General features: G+C 34.5%; 17 protein-coding genes and 1 riboswitch. All 17 genes read right to left on the bottom strand.

Annotation, left to right across the window (positions count from 1 at the left end; all coding sequences use genetic code 11):
* Positions 1–95: 95 nt before the first annotated feature.
* Complete coding sequence (locus DOS84_RS16005; protein WP_111411117.1) at positions 96–671, bottom strand: precorrin-2 dehydrogenase/sirohydrochlorin ferrochelatase family protein; 576 nt, start codon at positions 669–671, stop codon at positions 96–98.
* Positions 671–1,447, bottom strand: coding sequence for a uroporphyrinogen-III C-methyltransferase (cobA, locus tag DOS84_RS16010; RefSeq protein WP_111411118.1), 777 nt, complete (start codon positions 1,445–1,447; stop codon positions 671–673). Before cobA ends, DOS84_RS16005 begins: the two co-directional genes overlap by 1 nt.
* Positions 1,440–3,530 (bottom strand): HEPN domain-containing protein, encoded by a 2,091-nt coding sequence (locus DOS84_RS16015; RefSeq protein ID WP_111411119.1) that lies wholly within the window; start codon positions 3,528–3,530, stop codon positions 1,440–1,442. The genes cobA and DOS84_RS16015 overlap by 8 nt, the downstream gene beginning before the upstream one ends.
* A 147-nt stretch (positions 3,531–3,677) precedes the next feature.
* Positions 3,678–4,922 carry a sulfate adenylyltransferase subunit 1 gene (locus DOS84_RS16020; protein ID WP_111411120.1) on the bottom strand — a complete coding sequence of 415 codons (1,245 nt, stop codon included), beginning with the start codon at positions 4,920–4,922 and terminating at the stop codon, positions 3,678–3,680.
* Between the two features lie 107 nt (positions 4,923–5,029).
* A complete protein-coding gene (gene cysD, locus DOS84_RS16025; RefSeq protein WP_111411121.1) occupies positions 5,030–5,929 on the bottom strand; it encodes a sulfate adenylyltransferase subunit CysD in 900 nt (299 codons plus the stop codon).
* Positions 5,930–6,066: 137 nt separating this feature from the next.
* Complete coding sequence (locus DOS84_RS16030) at positions 6,067–6,768, bottom strand: phosphoadenylyl-sulfate reductase (RefSeq protein ID WP_111411122.1); 702 nt, start codon at positions 6,766–6,768, stop codon at positions 6,067–6,069.
* A 113-nt stretch (positions 6,769–6,881) separates the two neighbouring features.
* Positions 6,882–7,292: an RrF2 family transcriptional regulator gene (locus tag DOS84_RS16035; RefSeq protein ID WP_111411123.1), complete on the bottom strand. Its 411-nt coding sequence runs from the start codon at positions 7,290–7,292 to the stop codon at positions 6,882–6,884.
* A 63-nt stretch (positions 7,293–7,355) separates the two neighbouring features.
* Positions 7,356–7,892 carry an alpha/beta hydrolase gene (locus tag DOS84_RS16040; protein ID WP_111411124.1) on the bottom strand — a complete coding sequence of 179 codons (537 nt, stop codon included), beginning with the start codon at positions 7,890–7,892 and terminating at the stop codon, positions 7,356–7,358.
* A 107-nt stretch (positions 7,893–7,999) separates the two neighbouring features.
* On the bottom strand, positions 8,000–9,172 hold the full coding sequence (locus tag DOS84_RS16045; RefSeq protein ID WP_111411125.1) for a trans-sulfuration enzyme family protein: 1,173 nt from the start codon (positions 9,170–9,172) through the stop codon (positions 8,000–8,002).
* Between the two features lie 45 nt (positions 9,173–9,217).
* Positions 9,218–10,126, bottom strand: a complete 909-nt coding sequence (locus tag DOS84_RS16050) for an alpha/beta fold hydrolase (protein ID WP_111411126.1) — start codon at positions 10,124–10,126, stop codon at positions 9,218–9,220.
* 1 nt (position 10,127) lies between these two features.
* Positions 10,128–10,562: an OsmC family protein gene (locus DOS84_RS16055; protein ID WP_111411127.1), complete on the bottom strand. Its 435-nt coding sequence runs from the start codon at positions 10,560–10,562 to the stop codon at positions 10,128–10,130.
* 79 nt (positions 10,563–10,641) lie between these two features.
* On the bottom strand, positions 10,642–13,056 hold the full coding sequence (gene thrA / locus DOS84_RS16060) for a bifunctional aspartate kinase/homoserine dehydrogenase I (protein WP_111411128.1): 2,415 nt from the start codon (positions 13,054–13,056) through the stop codon (positions 10,642–10,644).
* A complete protein-coding gene (locus DOS84_RS16065; protein ID WP_243636392.1) occupies positions 13,053–14,039 on the bottom strand; it encodes an alpha/beta fold hydrolase in 987 nt (328 codons plus the stop codon). Before DOS84_RS16065 ends, thrA begins: the two co-directional genes overlap by 4 nt.
* Before the next feature lie 77 nt (positions 14,040–14,116).
* Positions 14,117–14,224, bottom strand: a riboswitch (SAM riboswitch).
* Positions 14,225–14,457: 233 nt separating this feature from the next.
* The gene (locus tag DOS84_RS16070; protein ID WP_111411129.1) at positions 14,458–14,667 is read right to left on the bottom strand and encodes a hypothetical protein; all 210 of its coding nucleotides are present in this window, start codon (positions 14,665–14,667) and stop codon (positions 14,458–14,460) included.
* Between the two features lie 121 nt (positions 14,668–14,788).
* Positions 14,789–15,040 carry a PLP-dependent transferase gene (locus DOS84_RS16075; RefSeq protein ID WP_111411130.1) on the bottom strand — a complete coding sequence of 84 codons (252 nt, stop codon included), beginning with the start codon at positions 15,038–15,040 and terminating at the stop codon, positions 14,789–14,791.
* A 675-nt stretch (positions 15,041–15,715) separates the two neighbouring features.
* On the bottom strand, positions 15,716–16,717 hold the full coding sequence (locus DOS84_RS16080; protein WP_111411131.1) for an alpha/beta fold hydrolase: 1,002 nt from the start codon (positions 16,715–16,717) through the stop codon (positions 15,716–15,718).
* A 91-nt stretch (positions 16,718–16,808) separates the two neighbouring features.
* Positions 16,809–18,101 carry an O-acetylhomoserine aminocarboxypropyltransferase/cysteine synthase family protein gene (locus tag DOS84_RS16085; RefSeq protein WP_111411132.1) on the bottom strand — a complete coding sequence of 431 codons (1,293 nt, stop codon included), beginning with the start codon at positions 18,099–18,101 and terminating at the stop codon, positions 16,809–16,811.
* Positions 18,102–18,741: the final 640 nt, after the last annotated feature.

Consider the following 18,741-nt stretch of genomic DNA (forward strand, 5'->3'; position numbering starts at 1 on the left):
TTTCAATTTCTAAATATGACTAATGTCAGAGAATTTTATCCGTTGTTTCTTTATTCAATTTTTCACAATTCTAATTTCTGCCTTCTGAAATCTGCTTACTTTTTTAATCCTTCTGTAATTTCGTTCATTTTTTGAACTTTTTCTTCAAAATTACCTTTTAAAGTTTTGCGATATTCATTCAGGTTTTCTACCATTTTATTGATATCCTCCGGAATTACTTCTTCAAAAAACTCCCTTAATCTTTTAGCAGTTGTTGGTGATTTTCCATTAGTCGAAATGGCAATTTTCACGTTTCCTTTGGTTACAATGCCACCCAAATAATAATCGCATAAATCTGGAGTGTCTGCAATATTGCAAATGAGATATCTTTTTCGGGACAAATCATACACTCGTTTGTTTACTTTCAAATCATCAGTACACGCAATGACCATATGTCGTTTTTTCAACATTTTTTTCTTGAACTTCGCTTGGGTCAATTTTACTGAAGGATGTTTTTCGACTAATGCTTCCAATTCAGGCAGAAACTTTGTCGCCACAACCTCAACATTGGCGTTGGGACTGGATTTCAACATAAACGACAACTTTTCCAAACCTACATTTCCACCACCAACAATAAGCACATTGATGTTGTGTAATTTTAAAAAAATAGGATATAATTCGTTTCTTTCCATTATAACTTTATTTCGGCGGTTACAAACTCTTCGTAAAACCCTTTCAGTTGATTGCTTTCTTTGACTACTTCCCCAATTACGATAATTGCCGGTGAACTCAATTTATTTTCGACAACCACTTCTTGAATCGTGTCAATGGTTCCCACACCTATTTTTTCGTTTGGTGTTGTTCCATTTTGAATAATCGCAACGGGAGTCTCTCCTTTGGATTCTTTTTGAAATAAAGTAACAATTTGTGATAGTTTACTCATTCCCATCAAAATCACAACAGTTGCTGATGATTTTGCTGCAAGAGCGATATCACTAGACAAATTTCTATTGGAAGTGGTTCCTGTGATTACCCAAAAACTTTCGGAAGTTCCTCTTTTGGTCAATGAAATTCCTTGATAAGCGGGAACTGCAATCGCAGATGAAATTCCGGGTACTACAAATGTAGGGATTCCAAAGCTTTCTGCGTAATCTATTTCTTCACTTCCTCTTCCAAAAATAAACGGATCTCCTCCTTTTAATCGAACCACATGTCCATAAGTAAGTGCATTATCGACAATCAGCTGATTGATTTGATCCTGCGAATATTCGTGACAGCCAATTCTTTTTCCCACAAATATTTTTATGGAATTTTGAGGAGCATACTTTAATATTTCTTCATTTGCCAAGGCATCATACAAAACCACATTCGCTTCAGCAAGTGCTTTTACGCCTTTTAGCGTAAGCAAGTCCGGGTCGCCGGGTCCTGCGCCCACTAAAGTTACTTTGGGTTGTATCATTTTATGCATTAGCTAAATCTTTGGTTCTGTATGCTTCTATTTTTCCGAAGAAAGCTATAGCATCTTGAATATATTTTTGTGCAAAAGCCTCAGATGGCTCGTTGGCTCTGATTTGATAAACCAATTCTTTAAAATCTGATCCCAATTCTATTTTTTTGCTTTCGATAAAAACAGTATCAAACAAATCGATAATTCCAGCGTGGTGGTTTGTTTTTTCGTTTTCAGCCAATAATAATGCTTTGGCTCCATTTACAAATCCAGCGTAAGCCAAATAAATTGCATCTGACCATTTTTTATCATCAAAAGCTTCTTGAGCAAACGTTAATTTATCTTTGGCTTCAAACAATAATGTAGCCACTAAATCAATTACAACACCAGCACATTCTCCAACTCCAACTGCTTTTACGTAGTTATCGGCATTACCCCAATCCACAAAATCAGCTTCGGTTAAATTCGTTACATCTGCCAATGGTTTCAAGAACTCATAGAAATATTTCTCTCCTTTGGCATCATAATAATCCACGAAAGGCTGTCCGTTTCCATTGGCTTCAAAATCATTTAAGATTAATCGCAAGGCATCTGGTCCTCTTCTGCTTGGTATTTTGATTACTTTATCTGAAAAACGTCCTACGCCATTTCCTATATTCTTTCCTCCTAACAATACCTGAAGTGCTGGAGCTACTAGTTTTCCTGCATTGATGGACATTCCTTGAAACCCTATTTCGGACATATTGTGTTGTCCACAGGCATTCATACACCCGCTAATTTTTATGGCAATATCCACATTGTTATTAAATTGTGGATATTCGGCTACTATAACTTTTTCCAATTCTTCAGCAATACCTGTACTGCTCGCAATTCCTAAATTACAGGTGTCAGTTCCTGGACAAGCCGTGATATCAGCAACGGTATTGTATCCTAAAGTCACAAAATCCAATTTGGCTAATTCCTGATAGAAAAATGGCAAATTTTCTTCTTTAATGTTACGGATAAGAATGTTTTGTCTTAATGAAAAACGCAATTCATTGGCACCATAATTTTTAACCAAATCAGCCAATAATCTTGCTTTGTCGATATAAAAATCTCCTAAAAGAACTTTAATTCCAATAGCAACATATCCAGCTTGTTTTTGTGCGATTACATTCGTTTTTTTCCAAGCTTCATAAGCTTCAACATTATCAATTGTTACTGAAGGTACTTCCAATAAAGGTTCCGTAATTGTTCCTTCAAAATCAGTAGTGTCTATTTCGTATGTATGAAAAGCCAAAGCTTTTTTCTCTTCGTCAACCAAACGCATAAATTCATCACGACCCAAATCTTTGATTAGAAATTTCAAACGTGCTTTTAAACGTTTTGCTCTTTCTCCGTGACGGTCAAAAACCCTGATTACACCTTCGGCAGTTGGGATAATTTGGTTAACTGGCACAAATTCTGAAAGCAATTCAGCGTGGCTTGGTTGTGAACCTAAACCTCCACCTAACATTATTTTGAAACCTTTTTCACCATTTACAATTTTTGGAATGAATCCTAAATCGTGCAAATAACTCAAAGCGGTATCTTTATCAGAAGATGAGAATGATATTTTGAACTTACGTCCCATTTCCTGACAAATAGGATTACGCAACAAGTACTGAAACAATGCGTGTGCATAAGGTGATACGTCAAATGGTTCGTCCACATCAATTCCCGCAGTTTCACTAGCCGTAATATTTCTTACCGTGTTTCCACAAGCTTCTCTCAAAGTAATATCATCTTTGGCCAAGTCTGCCCAAAGTTCTGGCGTTCTGTCTAAACTTACATAGTGAATTTGGATATCCTGACGCGTTGTGATGTGCAAACGGCCTGTAGAATATTTTTCGGATACATCAGTTATTCTTCTCAATTGCTCGCTGGACACTTTTCCATATGGCAATTTAATACGAATCATTTGCACGCCTTCCTGACGTTGACCGTAAATACCACGTGCCAAACGAAGACTACGAAAACGCTCATCATCAATTTGTCCGTTACGGAAAGAAAAGATTTTTTTCTCTAAATCGATAATCTCTTTTTGGACAATTGGGTCCTCTATTTCTGTTCTAAAACTTTGCATATTTTTTAGGCTTTGAGCCTTGGGCTTTGAGCTTTGGGCTATTATCTATATTTTTAACCTTATAACTTTTGAGATTTACTCTAAGTTTATATTTCTATTCTTTATTCAAAAGCTCTAGGCTCAAAGCCCATAGCTGATAGCTTAAAACTATTTAATAAATCCAACTCCTGCTGTTGTATTGGTTGCTGCATCAATTAAAATGAAAGCTCCATTTGATTTGTTATCATTGTAAGCATCAAAATAGATAGCTTTACTTAATTTAATGGTTACTTCTCCAATTTCATTAATAGCCAATTGAGTTGCTGGAGTTGTTCCAGAATAATCAGTTGCGATTACGTTTTTCACACTGTCAATTTTTGCCAAAACTCTGTTACTGTTGTGCTGTACAAAATATTTTGCACCTGCCACTAATTTTTTGCTGTCCATCCAACAAACTGTGGTTGTGATGTCTTTTTCAATCTTTGGAAGCTCACTTGATTTTACAATCATATCGCCTCTTGTAACATTGATGTCATTTTCTAATTCGATAGTGATTGAAGAACCAGCTGTAGCTTCATCAAACTGTTGGTCAAAAAAGTGAATATTGGTCACTTTAGATTCTGTTAATGAAGGTAATACTGTAACAGCATCTCCTACTTTAATATTGTTTCCAACTAATTTTCCGGCATATCCTCTAAAATCGTGATATTCCTCAGTTTTTGGTCTAATAACCGTCTGAACAGGGAAACGTGCTTTTCCATTTTCGTAAATATCTTTTGGCTCCAAACCTTCCAAATGCTCCAAAACAGTTTGTCCAGTGTACCAAGGCATATTCTCTGACTTATCCGCCACATTTCCACCATTGATCGCACTTAACGGAATGTAACTTACGTTTTGTTCTTTGTAAGCGCTTTTTGCATTTAATGCTTGGAAATCGGCTTTGATTTTGTTGTACACTTCTTCCGAATAATCAACCAAATCCATTTTGTTTACTGCAACAATCACGTCTTTTACTCTCAATAAATTATTGATGAAAAAGTGACGGTACGTTTGCTCAATCACACCTTTACGAGCATCTATTAAAATGATAGATACTTGTGAAGTCGAAGCTCCGGTAACCATATTACGAGTATATTCTACGTGACCCGGAGTATCGGCAATAATGTAACTTTTTTTCGCTGTAGAAAAATAAATATGCGCTACATCTATTGTAATTCCTTGCTCTCTTTCGGCAACCAAACCATCGGTAGCCAAAGAAAAATCCAGGTAATCGTATCCTTTTTGTTTACTGCTTTTTTCTATTGCTTCAATCTTATCTGTAGTCAATGATTTTGTATCGTATAATAGTCTTCCGATTAATGTACTTTTTCCGTCATCTACGCTTCCTGCTGTTGCTATTTTTAAAACTTCCATCAGTTTTTTTATTTTAAATATTGAATTTGATTTTTTTTATTTTAAATGTTGAATTCTAAATTTTAAATGCTTTCTAAATAATTCAAAATTTATAATTTAAAATAATTTTAAAAGTACCCTTGTTGTTTTCTTTTTTCCATCGCAGCTTCAGAACGTTTGTCATCAATTCTGGCTCCTCTTTCAGAAATAGTCGAAGTACGAATCTCTCCAACTACTTCCTGAATGGTTGCTGCATATGATTCAACAGCGGCAGTACAACTCATATCTCCAACGGTTCTGAAGCGAACAATTCTTTCTTCGATTTGTTCGTCTTCTTCTTGGTACACAAAAGGAGAGTGTGACCAAATTAAACCGTCTCTCAAAAAAACTTTACGTTTGTGTGAAAAGTAAATCGATGGAATTTCGATTTGCTCTTGTTCGATATAACTCCAAACATCCAATTCAGTCCAGTTTGAAATTGGAAAAACACGTACGTTTTGTCCATTTTCAATTTTTCCGTTCAAAAGGTCAAACAATTCAGGGCGTTGGTTTTTTTCATCCCACTGACCAAAATCATCACGAACAGAAAAAATACGTTCTTTAGCTCTTGCTTTTTCCTCATCTCTACGGGCGCCACCAATACAAGCGTCAAATTTAAATTCTTCGATAGCATCCAATAATGTCGTCGTTTGCAAACTGTTTCTACTGGAATATTTCCCAGATTCTTCAACCACTTTACCTTCATCAATAGCATCCTGTACATTACGAACGATTAATTCCAATCCCAATTCAGCCACCAATTTATCTCTAAATTCAATAGTTTCAGGAAAGTTGTGTCCTGTATCCACGTGTAACAATGGAAAAGGAATTTTGGCTGGAAAAAATGCTTTTTGTGCCAAACGCACTAATGTAATTGAATCTTTACCGCCAGAGAAAAGCAAAACGGGTTTGTCAAATTGAGAAATAACTTCTCTGAATATGTAAATTGCTTCGCTTTCTAAAGCATTTGTTTTTAAAACTGAACTCATTTTTATTAGTTTAAAAGTTTAAAGTTTAAAGTTTAAGGTTGTTGTACCTCAGCTAAAATCTTGAAACTATTATTATTTTTCCTTTTCTCTTTATTCTATTTTCTAAAATCTGCCTTCTGATTTCTGCCTTCTAAGCTCTATTTCTGGTGTAAACCACATTCTTTGTGACTCGATTCCCAAGACCATCTTCCTGCCCTGATATCTTCTCCTTCGGCAATGGCTCTCGTACAAGGTGCACAACCAATGCTTACAAATCCTTTTTTGTGCAAGGCATTTTGTGGTACATTATTTTCATCAATATATTTTTGAACATCAGCCAAACTCCATTTCAACAACGGATTGAATTTTATGATATTAAAATGAGCGTCATATTCAAAGGCTGCTAAATCATTTCTGTTTTCTGATTGTTCGGCACGTAAACCGGTAATCCAAATTTCATTTCCTTTCAAAGCTTTGGTCAGCGGCGCCACTTTTCGGATAAAACAACATTCTTTTCTATTCTCCACGGATTCATAAAAACTATTCGGGCCTTTTTTGTTCAACAAGTTTTCTACAGCGCTGGCCTCCGGAAAATATGTTTGAATCGCTACTTTGTATTTTTTTATTGTTCTATGAAAAACGTCATATGTTTCTTGAAATAATCTACCTGTATCCAATGTAAAAATGGTAATTGGCAAATCATTTTTGGCAATCATAGCAGTTATAACCTGATCTTCCTGACCAAATGAAGTCGAAAAAACCACTTTCCCATTGTATTCATTAGCCAAAAAAGACAAGGTTTCCTCTATGGAGAAACCTGCTGTTTTTTCTAATAAAGTATTTGCTATTGCTGTGCTCATTTATATTCTTGCTTTTAATTTTAAATCCATTACCCTATCGGCTTACTAGATTACTTTGCAAAAGTAACACTTTTTTTTAAATTCAAAATTATTTTTAAATAAATTTTAATAGTTTAGAATGCAATGTCTGCCAGAGAGTTACTTTCAAGTACCTTAAGGGTGTTGTCCCTAACCTGAGTCATTAAGCGGCGCGCAGCGCAAGTCGTTTCATCATCACAATCATCACATTTTTCATAAAAATTGTGACTTGCGCACGGAAGCAATGCAATTGGTCCTTCGAGAATGCGATATACTTTGGCCATACTGATATCTTTTGGGTCTTTTATCAAGTAGTAACCACCGCCTTTTCCTTTTTTGGCACCCAGAAAACCAGAGTTTCTGAGCAGTAACAAAATACTTTCCAAAAATTTAATCGAAATATGTTCATTTTTAGCAATTTCAGCAATTTGAACAGGTGTATTATCTTTTTGGCGAGCCAAAAAGGTAAGTGCTTTTATTCCGTATTTTGTTTTCTTTGAAAGCATTATGATTTTTAATTGTAGATTTTTGATTGTATTTGTTACGAAACTACAAACTTTATCCTTTTATCAGCAAATTGTATGAATCTTTTTTAAAATTTCGTTACAAATAAAAGTTGCGCAATCTATTTCAGTATAAAAATCGTGCTCCTGATTTTTTATAATCTCAAAATCTATTGAATGTTTTTCAAACCAATCATTGTTTGGCTTATTAGTGTCATTTTCTCCATAATAGCCTTTTATTGATCCATTAGGAGTTTCGTCCTCATACCGTAATCTTGTTGATGAAACGGCAAACAAACTTCTAACATTCAATCCCTTTAAAGCAGCTTTCCAAGCAATTGTTCCACCAATACTAAAGGCTAGAATATCAACTTGGTTCTTTTCAAAATTCAAAAGATTTTCAACAGCTTTTTCTATTCCACCATTAATAAATTGATTGTGGAGATTTTCTTCAGAATAATTTGTTTTGTCAATTTCTCCCAATTTGCAACAATCATAATATTGGATTTCTAACTTATCTTTCAGTAATTCAAAATAAACCGAAACCCAATCCGATTTATCTTTTCCCCACAAATCCGACAAAATAATAAGTTTTGGTTTCATATTAATGAGGAATTATTTTAAAAACAAAAAATGATGATTAACAATTCTTTTTAGATCAAAAAATCGCAATCTAAAATCGTTAATCATCATTCTAAAATCAAATATCTTTAAGAAAGTGCCTGTTTCAAATCGGCGATTACATCTTCTACAGTTTCAAGTCCTACGGATACACGAACCAGTCCATCGGTAATGCTCACCGCCAAACGTTCTTCAACGGTCAATTTACTGTGCGTTGTAGAGGCCGGATGCGTAACGATTGTTCTTGTGTCTCCTAAATTTGGTGACAATGAACACAATCTTATTTTATCCAAAAATGCTCTTCCCGCTTCAAGTCCGCCTTTGATTTCGAAGGCAACGATATTGCCGCCTAACTTCATTTGCTTTTTGGCGATTTCGTATTGCGGATGTGATTTTAAGAAAGGATACTTCACTTTATTCACCTGAGGATGACTTTCTAGAAATGTTGCCACTTTTAAAGCATTTTCACAATGTCTATCTAAACGAATCGCCAAAGTTTCTAAACTTTTGGATAATACCCAAGCATTAAATGGAGATAAAGAAGGACCTGTAAGTCGAGAAAACAAATAGATTTTTTGAATCAATTCAGCATCTCCAACTGTTATTCCACCCAAAACTCTGCCTTGACCATCTATTAATTTTGTTGCAGAATGCACTACCAAATGTGCGCCCCATTTTATCGGTTGCTGTAAATAAGGTGTAGCAAAACAGTTGTCAATTATCAAAATCAAATTATGCTTTTTGGCAATAGCTCCTAGCAATTCCAAATCGATAATATCGACTGCTGGATTGGTTGGCGATTCGGCAAAAAGAATCTTTGTATTTGGTCTTATAAAACTTTCAATGGTTTCAGGCTCATCGATATTAAAATACGATGTTTCAATTCCCCATTTTGGAAAATAATTGATAAACAATGAATGTGTTGCTCCAAAAACACTACTTGCCGAAACAATATGGTCTCCTGAGTTCAACAAAGCTGCCAAAGTTGAATACACGGCTGCCATTCCAGAGGCAAAGGCGAAACCCGATTCAGCACCTTCCATTTTACAAATTTTGTCTATAAATTCGTTGGTATTTGGATTACTGTATCTGCTATAAATATTACGATCTTTCTCCTCCGCAAAAGAAGCTCGCATATCTTCAGCATCTTCAAATACAAAACTAGACGTTAAGTATAAAGGAACCGAATGTTCTTGAAATTGCGTTCTTTCTAATTGGGTACGTATGGCTTGAGTTTCAAAACCAAATTCTTGTTCGTTCATTTTTCTAATGTATTTAATGCCTTTTGGATATACAATTTGTACATCTCAACTATAATTTTTTATTTTTATCCCAATGTAATTCATTGCTTTAGCATAAGTTTCTATACCGTGACCTACATTTTCAAAGATTTCAATCTCTTTTAAAGTTCTAATGTGCTTTTTTGCATTATCAATAGACTTTTGATATGGAAATAACAAATCGTTATCTCCTTGAAGCAAGTAAGTATCCACCATAATATCAGCCAATTGCTCGTTCATATAATAAGGTTTTTGTGAATTATCCTTATATCTAGTCAAAGCAAATACTTCATAATCGACAATCAGTTTTTCAGAAATCGAAGATAATTTATGGTTCGGTTTGCAAAAAATAGCTTTGTCCAAAAACTTAGAAACATTGCTTTCGCTTGGACTTATTATTGGCAACAAATTATAATATAAATTTTTAATAGAAAGCGAAAAAGGCTGTAAACAACCTGCATTTAGCAAAAAAGCAGCTTTAATCAATTCTGGCTTAACAATTCCCAGCTTCATACAGATTAAACCGCCAAATGAAGCACCTGCAACAAATGCTTTTTCAATTCCTAATTTCTCAAAAACCTCGGAAGCCCATATTCCATAATCCAATGATTTGATATCAGGTGTTAATCCATCACTCAAATTTGGCAGTCCATTGGTTTCAACCAAATAAATTCTCAGCTTATGGTTTAAATTATCCAAACCTTTATCAAAATCCCAAAAAAGAGAAGATGTACGTGCTCCGGGAAAAATAACCAATGTTTCGATGTTTTCTTCTTTGGTATTAATTCCCCAAATGTGGGTCTTCCCTAGTGAAGTTGTTACCTCAAACCTTTCATAAACTCTTTCGTTATGCTTTTCTAGTTGATTAACCCAATTTTCAAAAATCGCCAAATCAATCTTAGCATCTTTAAAGCAAGATTTACTTTTGATTCTCATTTTAAATTTTGGCCAATTCTTCTCCGTTCAAAACTACTTTATAGTGTATGGTCGCATTTGGTTCCAATGTTTTGGAAACTGAACAATATTTCTCGAAAGAAAGTTGCGCCGCCCTGGCCGCTTTCTCTCCGACGATTGGACCTTCCAAATAAAACACTACATAAATATCCTTGAAAGGTTTTGCTTCTCCAACCTGTACGCGTTCGCCTTCTACTTCAGCTTTGAAAGAAGTGATTTCCTGGCGTTGTTTCTTTAGAATTGAAATCATATCAATCCCGCTGCAGCCTGCAACCCCCATTAATACTAATTCCATTGGGCTTGGCCCCATATCATTTCCTCCAAATTCTGGGCGGGCATCAACATTTACAATGTGACCTCGTTCATTTTTTAATTCAAAATGAAAGTTTTCGTTTTTTCTTTCTAATGTTATTTTCATCTTAGTATTTTTTTTTACATCTTAAATCTAAATCAGCAATCTTAAATCATTAAATTACCCTTTATCCGAAATCATTAAATTACCCTTTATCCGACAATCTCAAAATGTCACCAAAAACCCCTCTCGCTGTAACAGCAGATCCAGCTCCTGCTCCCTGAATCACGATTGGTCGGTCTCCGTAAGATTCTGTGTAAATCTCAAAGAACGAATCCGAACCTTTTAATCCGCCCAAAGCAGTTTCTTTTGGCACTGAAACCAATTTCACTTCCAGATTTCCTTTGTCATTTTGCAAATCACCTGATAATTCCCCAATGTATCGCAACACGTGATTAGGCTGTTGATCTGCTTTGATTTTAGCATAAACAGAATCAAACTCTGTCAATTTGTTTAAGAAATCGGAAACATCACCTTCACGCAAATGCTCCGGAATTAAGTTCTGAATTGAAATCTCCTCAAACTCGTTTTGTAAATCTAATTCTCTCGCCAAAATCAATAATTTTCTGCCCACGTCATTTCCGCAAAGGTCTTCTCTTGGGTCTGGTTCGGTGTAACCGTTATCGATTGCTTCTTTTAATATTTCACTAAACGGAGCGTCTTTCGCAGAGAAATTATTGAACAAATAACTCAATGTTCCTGAGAAAACTCCTTTTATCTTGGTAATATTTTCACCCGAAAGGTGCAATAATTTTATCGTATCTATCAATGGTAAACCAGCACCAACATTTGTTTCATAAAGATAGGTTTTTTGATTGTCTTCCAATACTTGTCTCAACTCTTTATAAAACGAATAGCTCAACGTATTAGCCACCTTATTTGAAGAAATCAAGTCAAAACTATTCTCTGCCAACTTGATATAATTTTCAACAAAATTAGCACTTGCCGAATTGTCAATCGCAATCAAATTCTCCAAGTGATTATCATTAGCATAAGCAATAACATCATCAATAGTATACGAAGTTCCGTTGGTTTGGATTTCATTCCTCCAATTTGGCGAAACACCTTCTTTATTCAAAAGCACACTTTTGGAATTGGCAATTGCAAAAACATTCAATTTGATTCCTTTGCGCTTTTCGATAGCACCAGCCGATTCCAAAATTTGGTTAATCAACGTACCTCCTACCAAACCGTGACCAAAAATCGCAATATTGATTTTCTTGGAAACACCAAAAATCTCTCCGTGAATTACATTCAGCGCTTTGTTCAACTCTGATTTTCTAACCACCAAACTCACGTTTTTACCCGTAACCGTGTTGTTGAAAAGGATAGGAACAATTTTATTTTTGATTAAAGCTGTGTACGGTTTGTGAAATGTGCTCAAATCCTGCCCAATTATAGAAATAACCGAAACATTGTCCGTAACCGTTATTTTATTTACGTCCTTAGAATAAAAGTCATTCTCAAATTCGCGCTCGAGTTCAATCATTGCACGAGTTGCTTTATCGGCATCAACCACGATTCCAATTCCTCTTTCGGATGAACCTTGCGAAATGATACTAACGCTAATTTCGTTATCTCCCATCACCTTGAAAATACGAGCATCAACACCCGTTTTTCCAAGCAATCCTCTACCTTCCAAATTCACCAAGGCCACATTTTCAAGAACCGAAAGAGTTTTAATTCCTTCTTTATTTGCATTCGAAGTAATTAACGTTCCTTGATTTTCGTGATTAAATGTGTTCAAAATACGAAGCGGAATATTTTTTTCCAACAAAGGTATAATAGTCTTTGCGTGCAAAATCGTTGCCCCAAAATTGGCCAACTCATTAGCCTCATTAAACGTCAAATGATCTATTTTTTTGGCATCCAAAACCAAATCAGGGTTGGCTGTATAAATTCCGTCAACGTGCGTATAATTTTGAAGTTCGATTGCATCGAGATAATTCGCAAGCAACGAAGCTGTATAATTACTGCCGTTTCTTCCTAGAGTGGTCGCTTCATTTTTACTATTGGAACCAATAAAACCAGTAATAACATTCACTGTTTCCCCATTATGTTCCTTAAAATAAGCTATCACATTTTTCTTCGAAATCTGCTCCACTGGTTGTGCATCTCCATAATTCGAATCGGTTTTTATCAATTCTCTCGTGTCGGAAAAGTTGGCTTTTATGCCATTCTTAACTAAAATAGCAGTAAGCAATTTAGCCGAAATCAACTCTCCTTTAGACAGCACTTCGTCCTTAATTTTCACACTATAATCACCAATCAAACTAACTCCTTCAAAGAGTTTTTCCAGTTTATTGAATTCTTCAGACAAATCCACATCATCGTAAACGTCTTGTTGGTAGTTTTTAAAATCCTCAAAAAGCGGTTTATAATTCCCGTTTTTGGAAGCCAAAGTCAATATATCCTGCAACTCGTCCGTAGCATTTCCACGAGCCGAAACCACAACTGCAATCTGTTCTCCATTATTCACTTTCCCAGCAATAATTGCCACCACCTTATTGATTCCGTCTCCATTTGACAAAGACTTTCCTCCAAATTTTAATATTTTCATTTTGATATATTTTTTTCTAGCTTAAAAACTCCTCTAAGCAAATTATCCAGTTGTTTATATTCAATCAAGAAAGCATCGTGCCCATGAATGGAATCAATCTCTTGAAACGTTACATTCGCTTTGTGCTTTTTCAATGTTTCGTATGTTTCCTTATTTTCGTTTACCGTAAAAAACAAATCCGAATTGATTCCAATAATATGAATATCCGCTTCAATTTGTGACGCTACAGCAAGAAAAGATTCTCTGTTTCGAGTAATATCTATTGTTTTCAGTAATTGATTCATTAGCTTGTACGCCGAAATCTGAAAACGTTTTTGCAATTTCTTTCCGTGATGATTCAGCCAACTTTCGATATTAAAAATAGCCAATTCTTCATTAGTAGTTCGATCAAATTTTGCCTTAAAAGATTCTGGAGTTCTATAACACAACATTGCGTGAATGCGAGCATCTTCAATTGGCTTGGCCGAATTGTTCAAAATTTGTTCCTGCAAAAAACAATTCGCTATCAACCAATCAGTCGATTTCCAGTCGGTTGCAATCGGAATTAAGTGTTTGGTTATCTTTGGTGCCAATGCGGCAATTTCCCAAGCGATCCCGCCACCTACAGAACCTCCAATAATGGCAAACAATTGATTAATCTGAAGTGCTTTAATCCCTTCTATAAAAAGTCTTGCCACATCTCTGGCTGTAAAATCCAAATAGTTTTCGATAATGGTATCGTCAAATCCATTTCCCGGTACATTAAAAGCAAGTATGGTATATGTATTGGTGTCTATTGTTCTGTTTTCACCTATAAGTACATTCCACCATCCCTTTATACCCACAACTTGTGAATTCCCAGTTAAAGCATGATTGACCAAAACGATTGGTGCAGTATGTAATGCTGGGCCAAAAAGATGATAACTCAAATTGATTGTAGCATAAAAAGCACCATTTTCGGTAGTGAAATCTTGTATAGTAATTGTTGTTGGTTTATTTTCCAATTTCAAATCTTTTTTGATTTTTTGATTTGTACCTGGAAATATTATGAAGAAAGCTAGAAAAACTAGTTGAATTCTTAGTGTTATCTTTCCACGTTTGGCGTGGTAGAATGCAGCACCTTCTTCGATAAATCGAAGGGTTGCTAAGGCTTCATCGGGTCTAATCCCTCTGCCTTTCTTTATAACATTTCAATACGTTTCTGAACTTAAAGGTGCAAATTAACTACAATTTTATGAAACAACCAAATTATTATTCAATTCATCTTTGAAACTATGATTGCTCAATCAATTAAAAAATTGCCATGAAATGCACTAATTCTCACGAATTCCTTTTCTATTAAAAAAAGAATTTTGTGTTTTATTCCTGCATTTCATGGCAAATAATTTCTACCTACACATTTCTTGAGGTACTCATTATTACTCAAATGAAAAGAGTTTCGTTTTCTTTAGAGTACATATGAAACAATAAAGAACTTTTGCCTTTTCTAGCTTTCAAATCGAAGTTCGCATCTACATGAAATCTTGTATGATCCAACTCTTTAGTTGGGTCAACAGCTTCCACCTTTATTGCTTTTAAAATTCCTTTTTTTAGTAACTCTACTCTACTTGTGATATATGTTATCGTTTTCATGACGCTTTATTTTTGTAATTAATTTTTGCTTTGTGGCATATAGTTTAAATGTTTTTACAACATTCTCTTTCTTTTTTATAGCACAATGAGTTTCGTTTTCTAAAAAAAATCAATTGTGCTTTTATGCTTGTAATTCGGTAAAAACTCTTGGTAAACAACAGACTTTTAAATTTTTCCGATTTTCTATTCCTATTGAGAGTCGAATCAAATCTTTCTTTATTCTCTTGACGACCTGCTCTATATTTGTCATGTGCTGACCTCGTATACTGGCTGGATGCATAGTAAAGGATTTGGTATTTTTAATAGTCGCCGAAATAGAAAATAACTTTATATCGTCGGCCATATGTTTTCCGGTAAATTTTATTGAACTCATAATTTCTTCTTTTTATGATTATTTTAAACAAAGCTTGTTTGGCTTTATATTCACTTTTTTTATTCTTAACTCCATCTCCATTGAGGGCCGAAAAACAAAAAACCCTTTTAGACACATATCCAAAAGGGTTTTAAGTTGTATGATAAACTTATACTTTTGGAATCAGTAGATACAAATACACATCATGGCGTAAATACACATCATCATCGTCTTTGCCTTGCAAATGGTAACCTTAATAGTGTCGAGTTGTTGCATATTTAATTATTGATTTACTTATTCTTATTGTTTTTTTAACCTTTAAATTTCAAAAAAAAACCTCCCAGTTTAATTGGGAGGTTTTTTGCTATATATTTTTAATTTAAAATAAAGCTATATACACCTCCCCTTGCAGGTTTTCACCTGAATGGCTTTTTTTGACATATTGCATAGATTAAATTTCATTTGTGTTTTTTTATTTCTGTTTAACAAATATCTAAACTTTTTTTCAATAATCCAAATGCAAAACACAAAATTAATGATTAAGAAATAAATAATTAAAATCACAACGTCCTAAACATCAGATTATTATTTAATAATAAAAAACAAAATCTGACATATTCCTACATTTTTTTAACAAAAATTTCTCATTTCACTTCTTTTTAAAACTGCAAATTATCTAAATTAAGAACTCTTATTCTAAGCACTCACATAAGTTTGTTCTTTGTGATAGTTAAAAATAGGCTTCAAAATATCGGATAATTGATTGAACTCTATTAAATAGGCATCGTGCCCGTGAATCGATTGAATTTGGTGATAAAAAACATTGTGTTTCTTATTGGTCAACTCCCTATAGGTTTTACGAGTTTCCTCCGCGATAAACAAATAATCCGTATCAACAGTAATTAGATGAATATTGGCCTCAATACCACTGGCAACTGTTAAAAAATCTAGCCTATTCCTAGTAATATCAATTGTTTTAAGCAAATGATTCATCAGCTTATAGGCCGCCAATCGATACCTATTCTTTAATTTAAAACCATGATCCAATAGCCAGTTTTCTATCTGCAAAACGGACAATTCATCCAATTTACTTCTCTTAAATCTTTGATTTACATATTCCGGTGTCCTATATAATAATGTGGCATGCAGGCGAGCATCCACAATCGGATCATCCGAATGATTTAGAATTTGATCTTGAATCAAAACATTGGCAATAACCCAGTCGGTGGCTTTCCAATCTGAAGCAATAGGAATCAAATTATCAATTTTATCGGGTTGTAAAGCAGCCATTTCCCATGCTATTGCACCACCTAAACTTCCACCAATAATGGCGTAAACATTTTCCACCTTTAAGAAAAACAATCCTTCCCAAAAGATTCTGGCAATGTCACGAATACTATAATCTCGGTAATTATCAATTAAATTATCAATATTATCATCAAATCCATTTCCAGGAATATTAAAAGCGATAATCGTAAAATAATTAGTATCAACTGCCTTTTTTTCGCCTACAATGCCACTCCACCAACCTTTTTCTCCTGTCACATTAGAATTTCCTGTCAAAGAATGATTCACCACTACAACAGGAGCACTGCCTAATGGTTGCCCAAAAACTTGATAAAACAAAGGAAGATAAGACTTCTGCTTTCCTATTTCTAAATCAAAATTAAAGAGATCTATTTTTTCTAAATTTTCCATTTTGAATATTTTTTTAGTTATTTTTTAAAAAACTGCCTTAGACTATAATCAATAACTAAGACAGTTTTACCTAACAAAAACTAACACTTTTCTATACCAATTGAGGCGTTTTGATAGTTTCAAAAACAGCTTTTAAATCTGCTTTCAAATCCTCTATATCTTCTAATCCAACAGACAGTCGAATTAAATCTTTAGTTACTCCAGTTGCAATTTGCTCCTCTTCGGACAATTGCTGATGTGTTGTACTGGCAGGATGTATAATTAAGGATTTGGTATCCCCAATATTGGCCAACAAAGAAAACAACTTGGTATTGTCAGCTACTTTTTTGGCAGCGTCAAAGCCCGCTTTTAGTCCAAAAGTCACCACGCCACTTTGTCCCTTTGGCAAATATTTTTGCGCTAAAACATAATACTTACTCGATTTAAGTCCCGGATAATTTACCCAAGCCACTTCCTCCTGAATTTCCAGCCATTGGGCTAACGCCAAAGCATTTTCACTGTGTCTTCGAATACGAACTTCCAAAGTTTCTAATCCTTGAATGATTTGGAAAGCATTAAATGGACTCAAAGCTGCCCCAAAATCTCTCAAACCTTCAATTCTTACTTTTGCAATAAAAGCTGCATTTCCTAAAGCTTCATGATAAACCAAACCGTGATACCCCACAGAAGGTTCCGTAAATTCAGGAAATTTTCCGTTACCCCAATCAAATTTCCCAGCATCTATGATGACCCCGCCCAAAGAAGTTCCGTTACCCGAAATGTATTTGGTCAGAGAGTGAATAACAATATCCGCTCCATGCTCAATTGGATTTAATAAATAAGGCGACGCCACAGTATTATCGACAATTAAGGGAACTTTGAAAGCTTTGGCTTCATCCGAAATTGCCTTTAAATTTAGTACGTCTAACTTTGGATTCCCTAAACTTTCTACAAAAAAAGCTCTGGTACTTTCTTTAGCGGCTTTGGTAAAATTTTCGAGATCTGATGGATCAACAAAAGTGGTTGTGATTCCTAACCTTGGGAGAGTCACTTTTAATAAATTATAAGTTCCTCCATATAAACTGTTGGAAGCCACGATATGATCACCAGCTTTTAGCAAGACCAATAATGCTGTAGAAATAGCCGACGCCCCTGAAGCGGTAACTACTGCTCCAATTCCTCCTTCCAGAGTTGCCAATCGTTGTTCCAGAATATCATTCGTTGGATTATTTAATCTGGTGTAGATGAACCCCGCTTCGGCAAGACCAAATAAATTAGCCGCATGATCGGAATTATTAAATACATACGAAGTAGTTTGATAAATTGGAACAGCTCTGGTTCCTCCGTTTTTAGTTACGTCGTGCCCTGCATGTAATGCGTTTGTTGCGAATTTTTGTGTGCTCATAATTTTAAGTTTTAAATGTTTTATAATTAGTTTTACGATTTAGCTTTGAGTTTTGAAATGAATTCGGAAAACAAAAAAGCCCTTTTGGATGATTTACCAAAAGGGCTTATAGTTCAACTATAACAAGGATTAATTCCTTTACTTTTGGCAATAGCAAATTGGGATGCACATACACATCATACAACACATTATCATTTTATTTACCATTGTTTTCATCTCCTTATTTTTTTCTTACTTCTTCAAAAAAAAACCTCTGCTGTTGGCAGAGGTCTATATTGTTATATTTTACAATTATACAATACTGCGCCCTGCGGAAGTTTTCCACATCATATAACACATATTGCACATCATTAATTTCATTTTGTTTTTATTTGATGAGGCAAAAGTGCAAACTATTTTTTGATCCACCAAGGAAAAGTTTATTTATTTTTATAAATTCTATGTAATTAATAGAACTTGTTAAATTCCTCTTAATAAATTAAAAAAAACAAAAGAATAATTTGCAATTCAAAATGGTTTCATACATTTGCACCCGAATATAAGAGGAAAAATTTGAACTGATTGCAACCTCTTCATAATGAAATGGATTCATTATGGATGCTGAAAAATTTTCAGTAGAAAAAATGCTAAAGCAGAAACT

Source organism: Flavobacterium aquariorum, from assembly GCF_003254745.1.
Taxonomy (GTDB): domain Bacteria; phylum Bacteroidota; class Bacteroidia; order Flavobacteriales; family Flavobacteriaceae; genus Flavobacterium; species Flavobacterium aquariorum.

What these genes read in the sequence shown, in the direction of transcription:
- DOS84_RS16005 (WP_111411117.1), bottom strand. Translation starts at nt 671, where the DNA reads ATGGAAAGAAACGAATTATATCCTATTTTTTTAAAATTACACAACATC.
- cobA (WP_111411118.1), bottom strand. Translation starts at nt 1,447, where the DNA reads ATGCATAAAATGATACAACCCAAAGTAACTTTAGTGGGCGCAGGACCC.
- DOS84_RS16015 (WP_111411119.1), bottom strand. Translation starts at nt 3,530, where the DNA reads ATGCAAAGTTTTAGAACAGAAATAGAGGACCCAATTGTCCAAAAAGAG.
- DOS84_RS16020 (WP_111411120.1), bottom strand. Translation starts at nt 4,922, where the DNA reads ATGGAAGTTTTAAAAATAGCAACAGCAGGAAGCGTAGATGACGGAAAA.
- cysD (WP_111411121.1), bottom strand. Translation starts at nt 5,929, where the DNA reads ATGAGTTCAGTTTTAAAAACAAATGCTTTAGAAAGCGAAGCAATTTAC.
- DOS84_RS16030 (WP_111411122.1), bottom strand. Translation starts at nt 6,768, where the DNA reads ATGAGCACAGCAATAGCAAATACTTTATTAGAAAAAACAGCAGGTTTC.
- DOS84_RS16035 (WP_111411123.1), bottom strand. Translation starts at nt 7,292, where the DNA reads ATGCTTTCAAAGAAAACAAAATACGGAATAAAAGCACTTACCTTTTTG.
- DOS84_RS16040 (WP_111411124.1), bottom strand. Translation starts at nt 7,892, where the DNA reads ATGAAACCAAAACTTATTATTTTGTCGGATTTGTGGGGAAAAGATAAA.
- DOS84_RS16045 (WP_111411125.1), bottom strand. Translation starts at nt 9,172, where the DNA reads ATGAACGAACAAGAATTTGGTTTTGAAACTCAAGCCATACGTACCCAA.
- DOS84_RS16050 (WP_111411126.1), bottom strand. Translation starts at nt 10,126, where the DNA reads ATGAGAATCAAAAGTAAATCTTGCTTTAAAGATGCTAAGATTGATTTG.
- DOS84_RS16055 (WP_111411127.1), bottom strand. Translation starts at nt 10,562, where the DNA reads ATGAAAATAACATTAGAAAGAAAAAACGAAAACTTTCATTTTGAATTA.
- thrA (WP_111411128.1), bottom strand. Translation starts at nt 13,056, where the DNA reads ATGAAAATATTAAAATTTGGAGGAAAGTCTTTGTCAAATGGAGACGGA.
- DOS84_RS16070 (WP_111411129.1), bottom strand. Translation starts at nt 14,667, where the DNA reads ATGAAAACGATAACATATATCACAAGTAGAGTAGAGTTACTAAAAAAA.
- DOS84_RS16075 (WP_111411130.1), bottom strand. Translation starts at nt 15,040, where the DNA reads ATGAGTTCAATAAAATTTACCGGAAAACATATGGCCGACGATATAAAG.
- DOS84_RS16080 (WP_111411131.1), bottom strand. Translation starts at nt 16,717, where the DNA reads ATGGAAAATTTAGAAAAAATAGATCTCTTTAATTTTGATTTAGAAATA.
- DOS84_RS16085 (WP_111411132.1), bottom strand. Translation starts at nt 18,101, where the DNA reads ATGAGCACACAAAAATTCGCAACAAACGCATTACATGCAGGGCACGAC.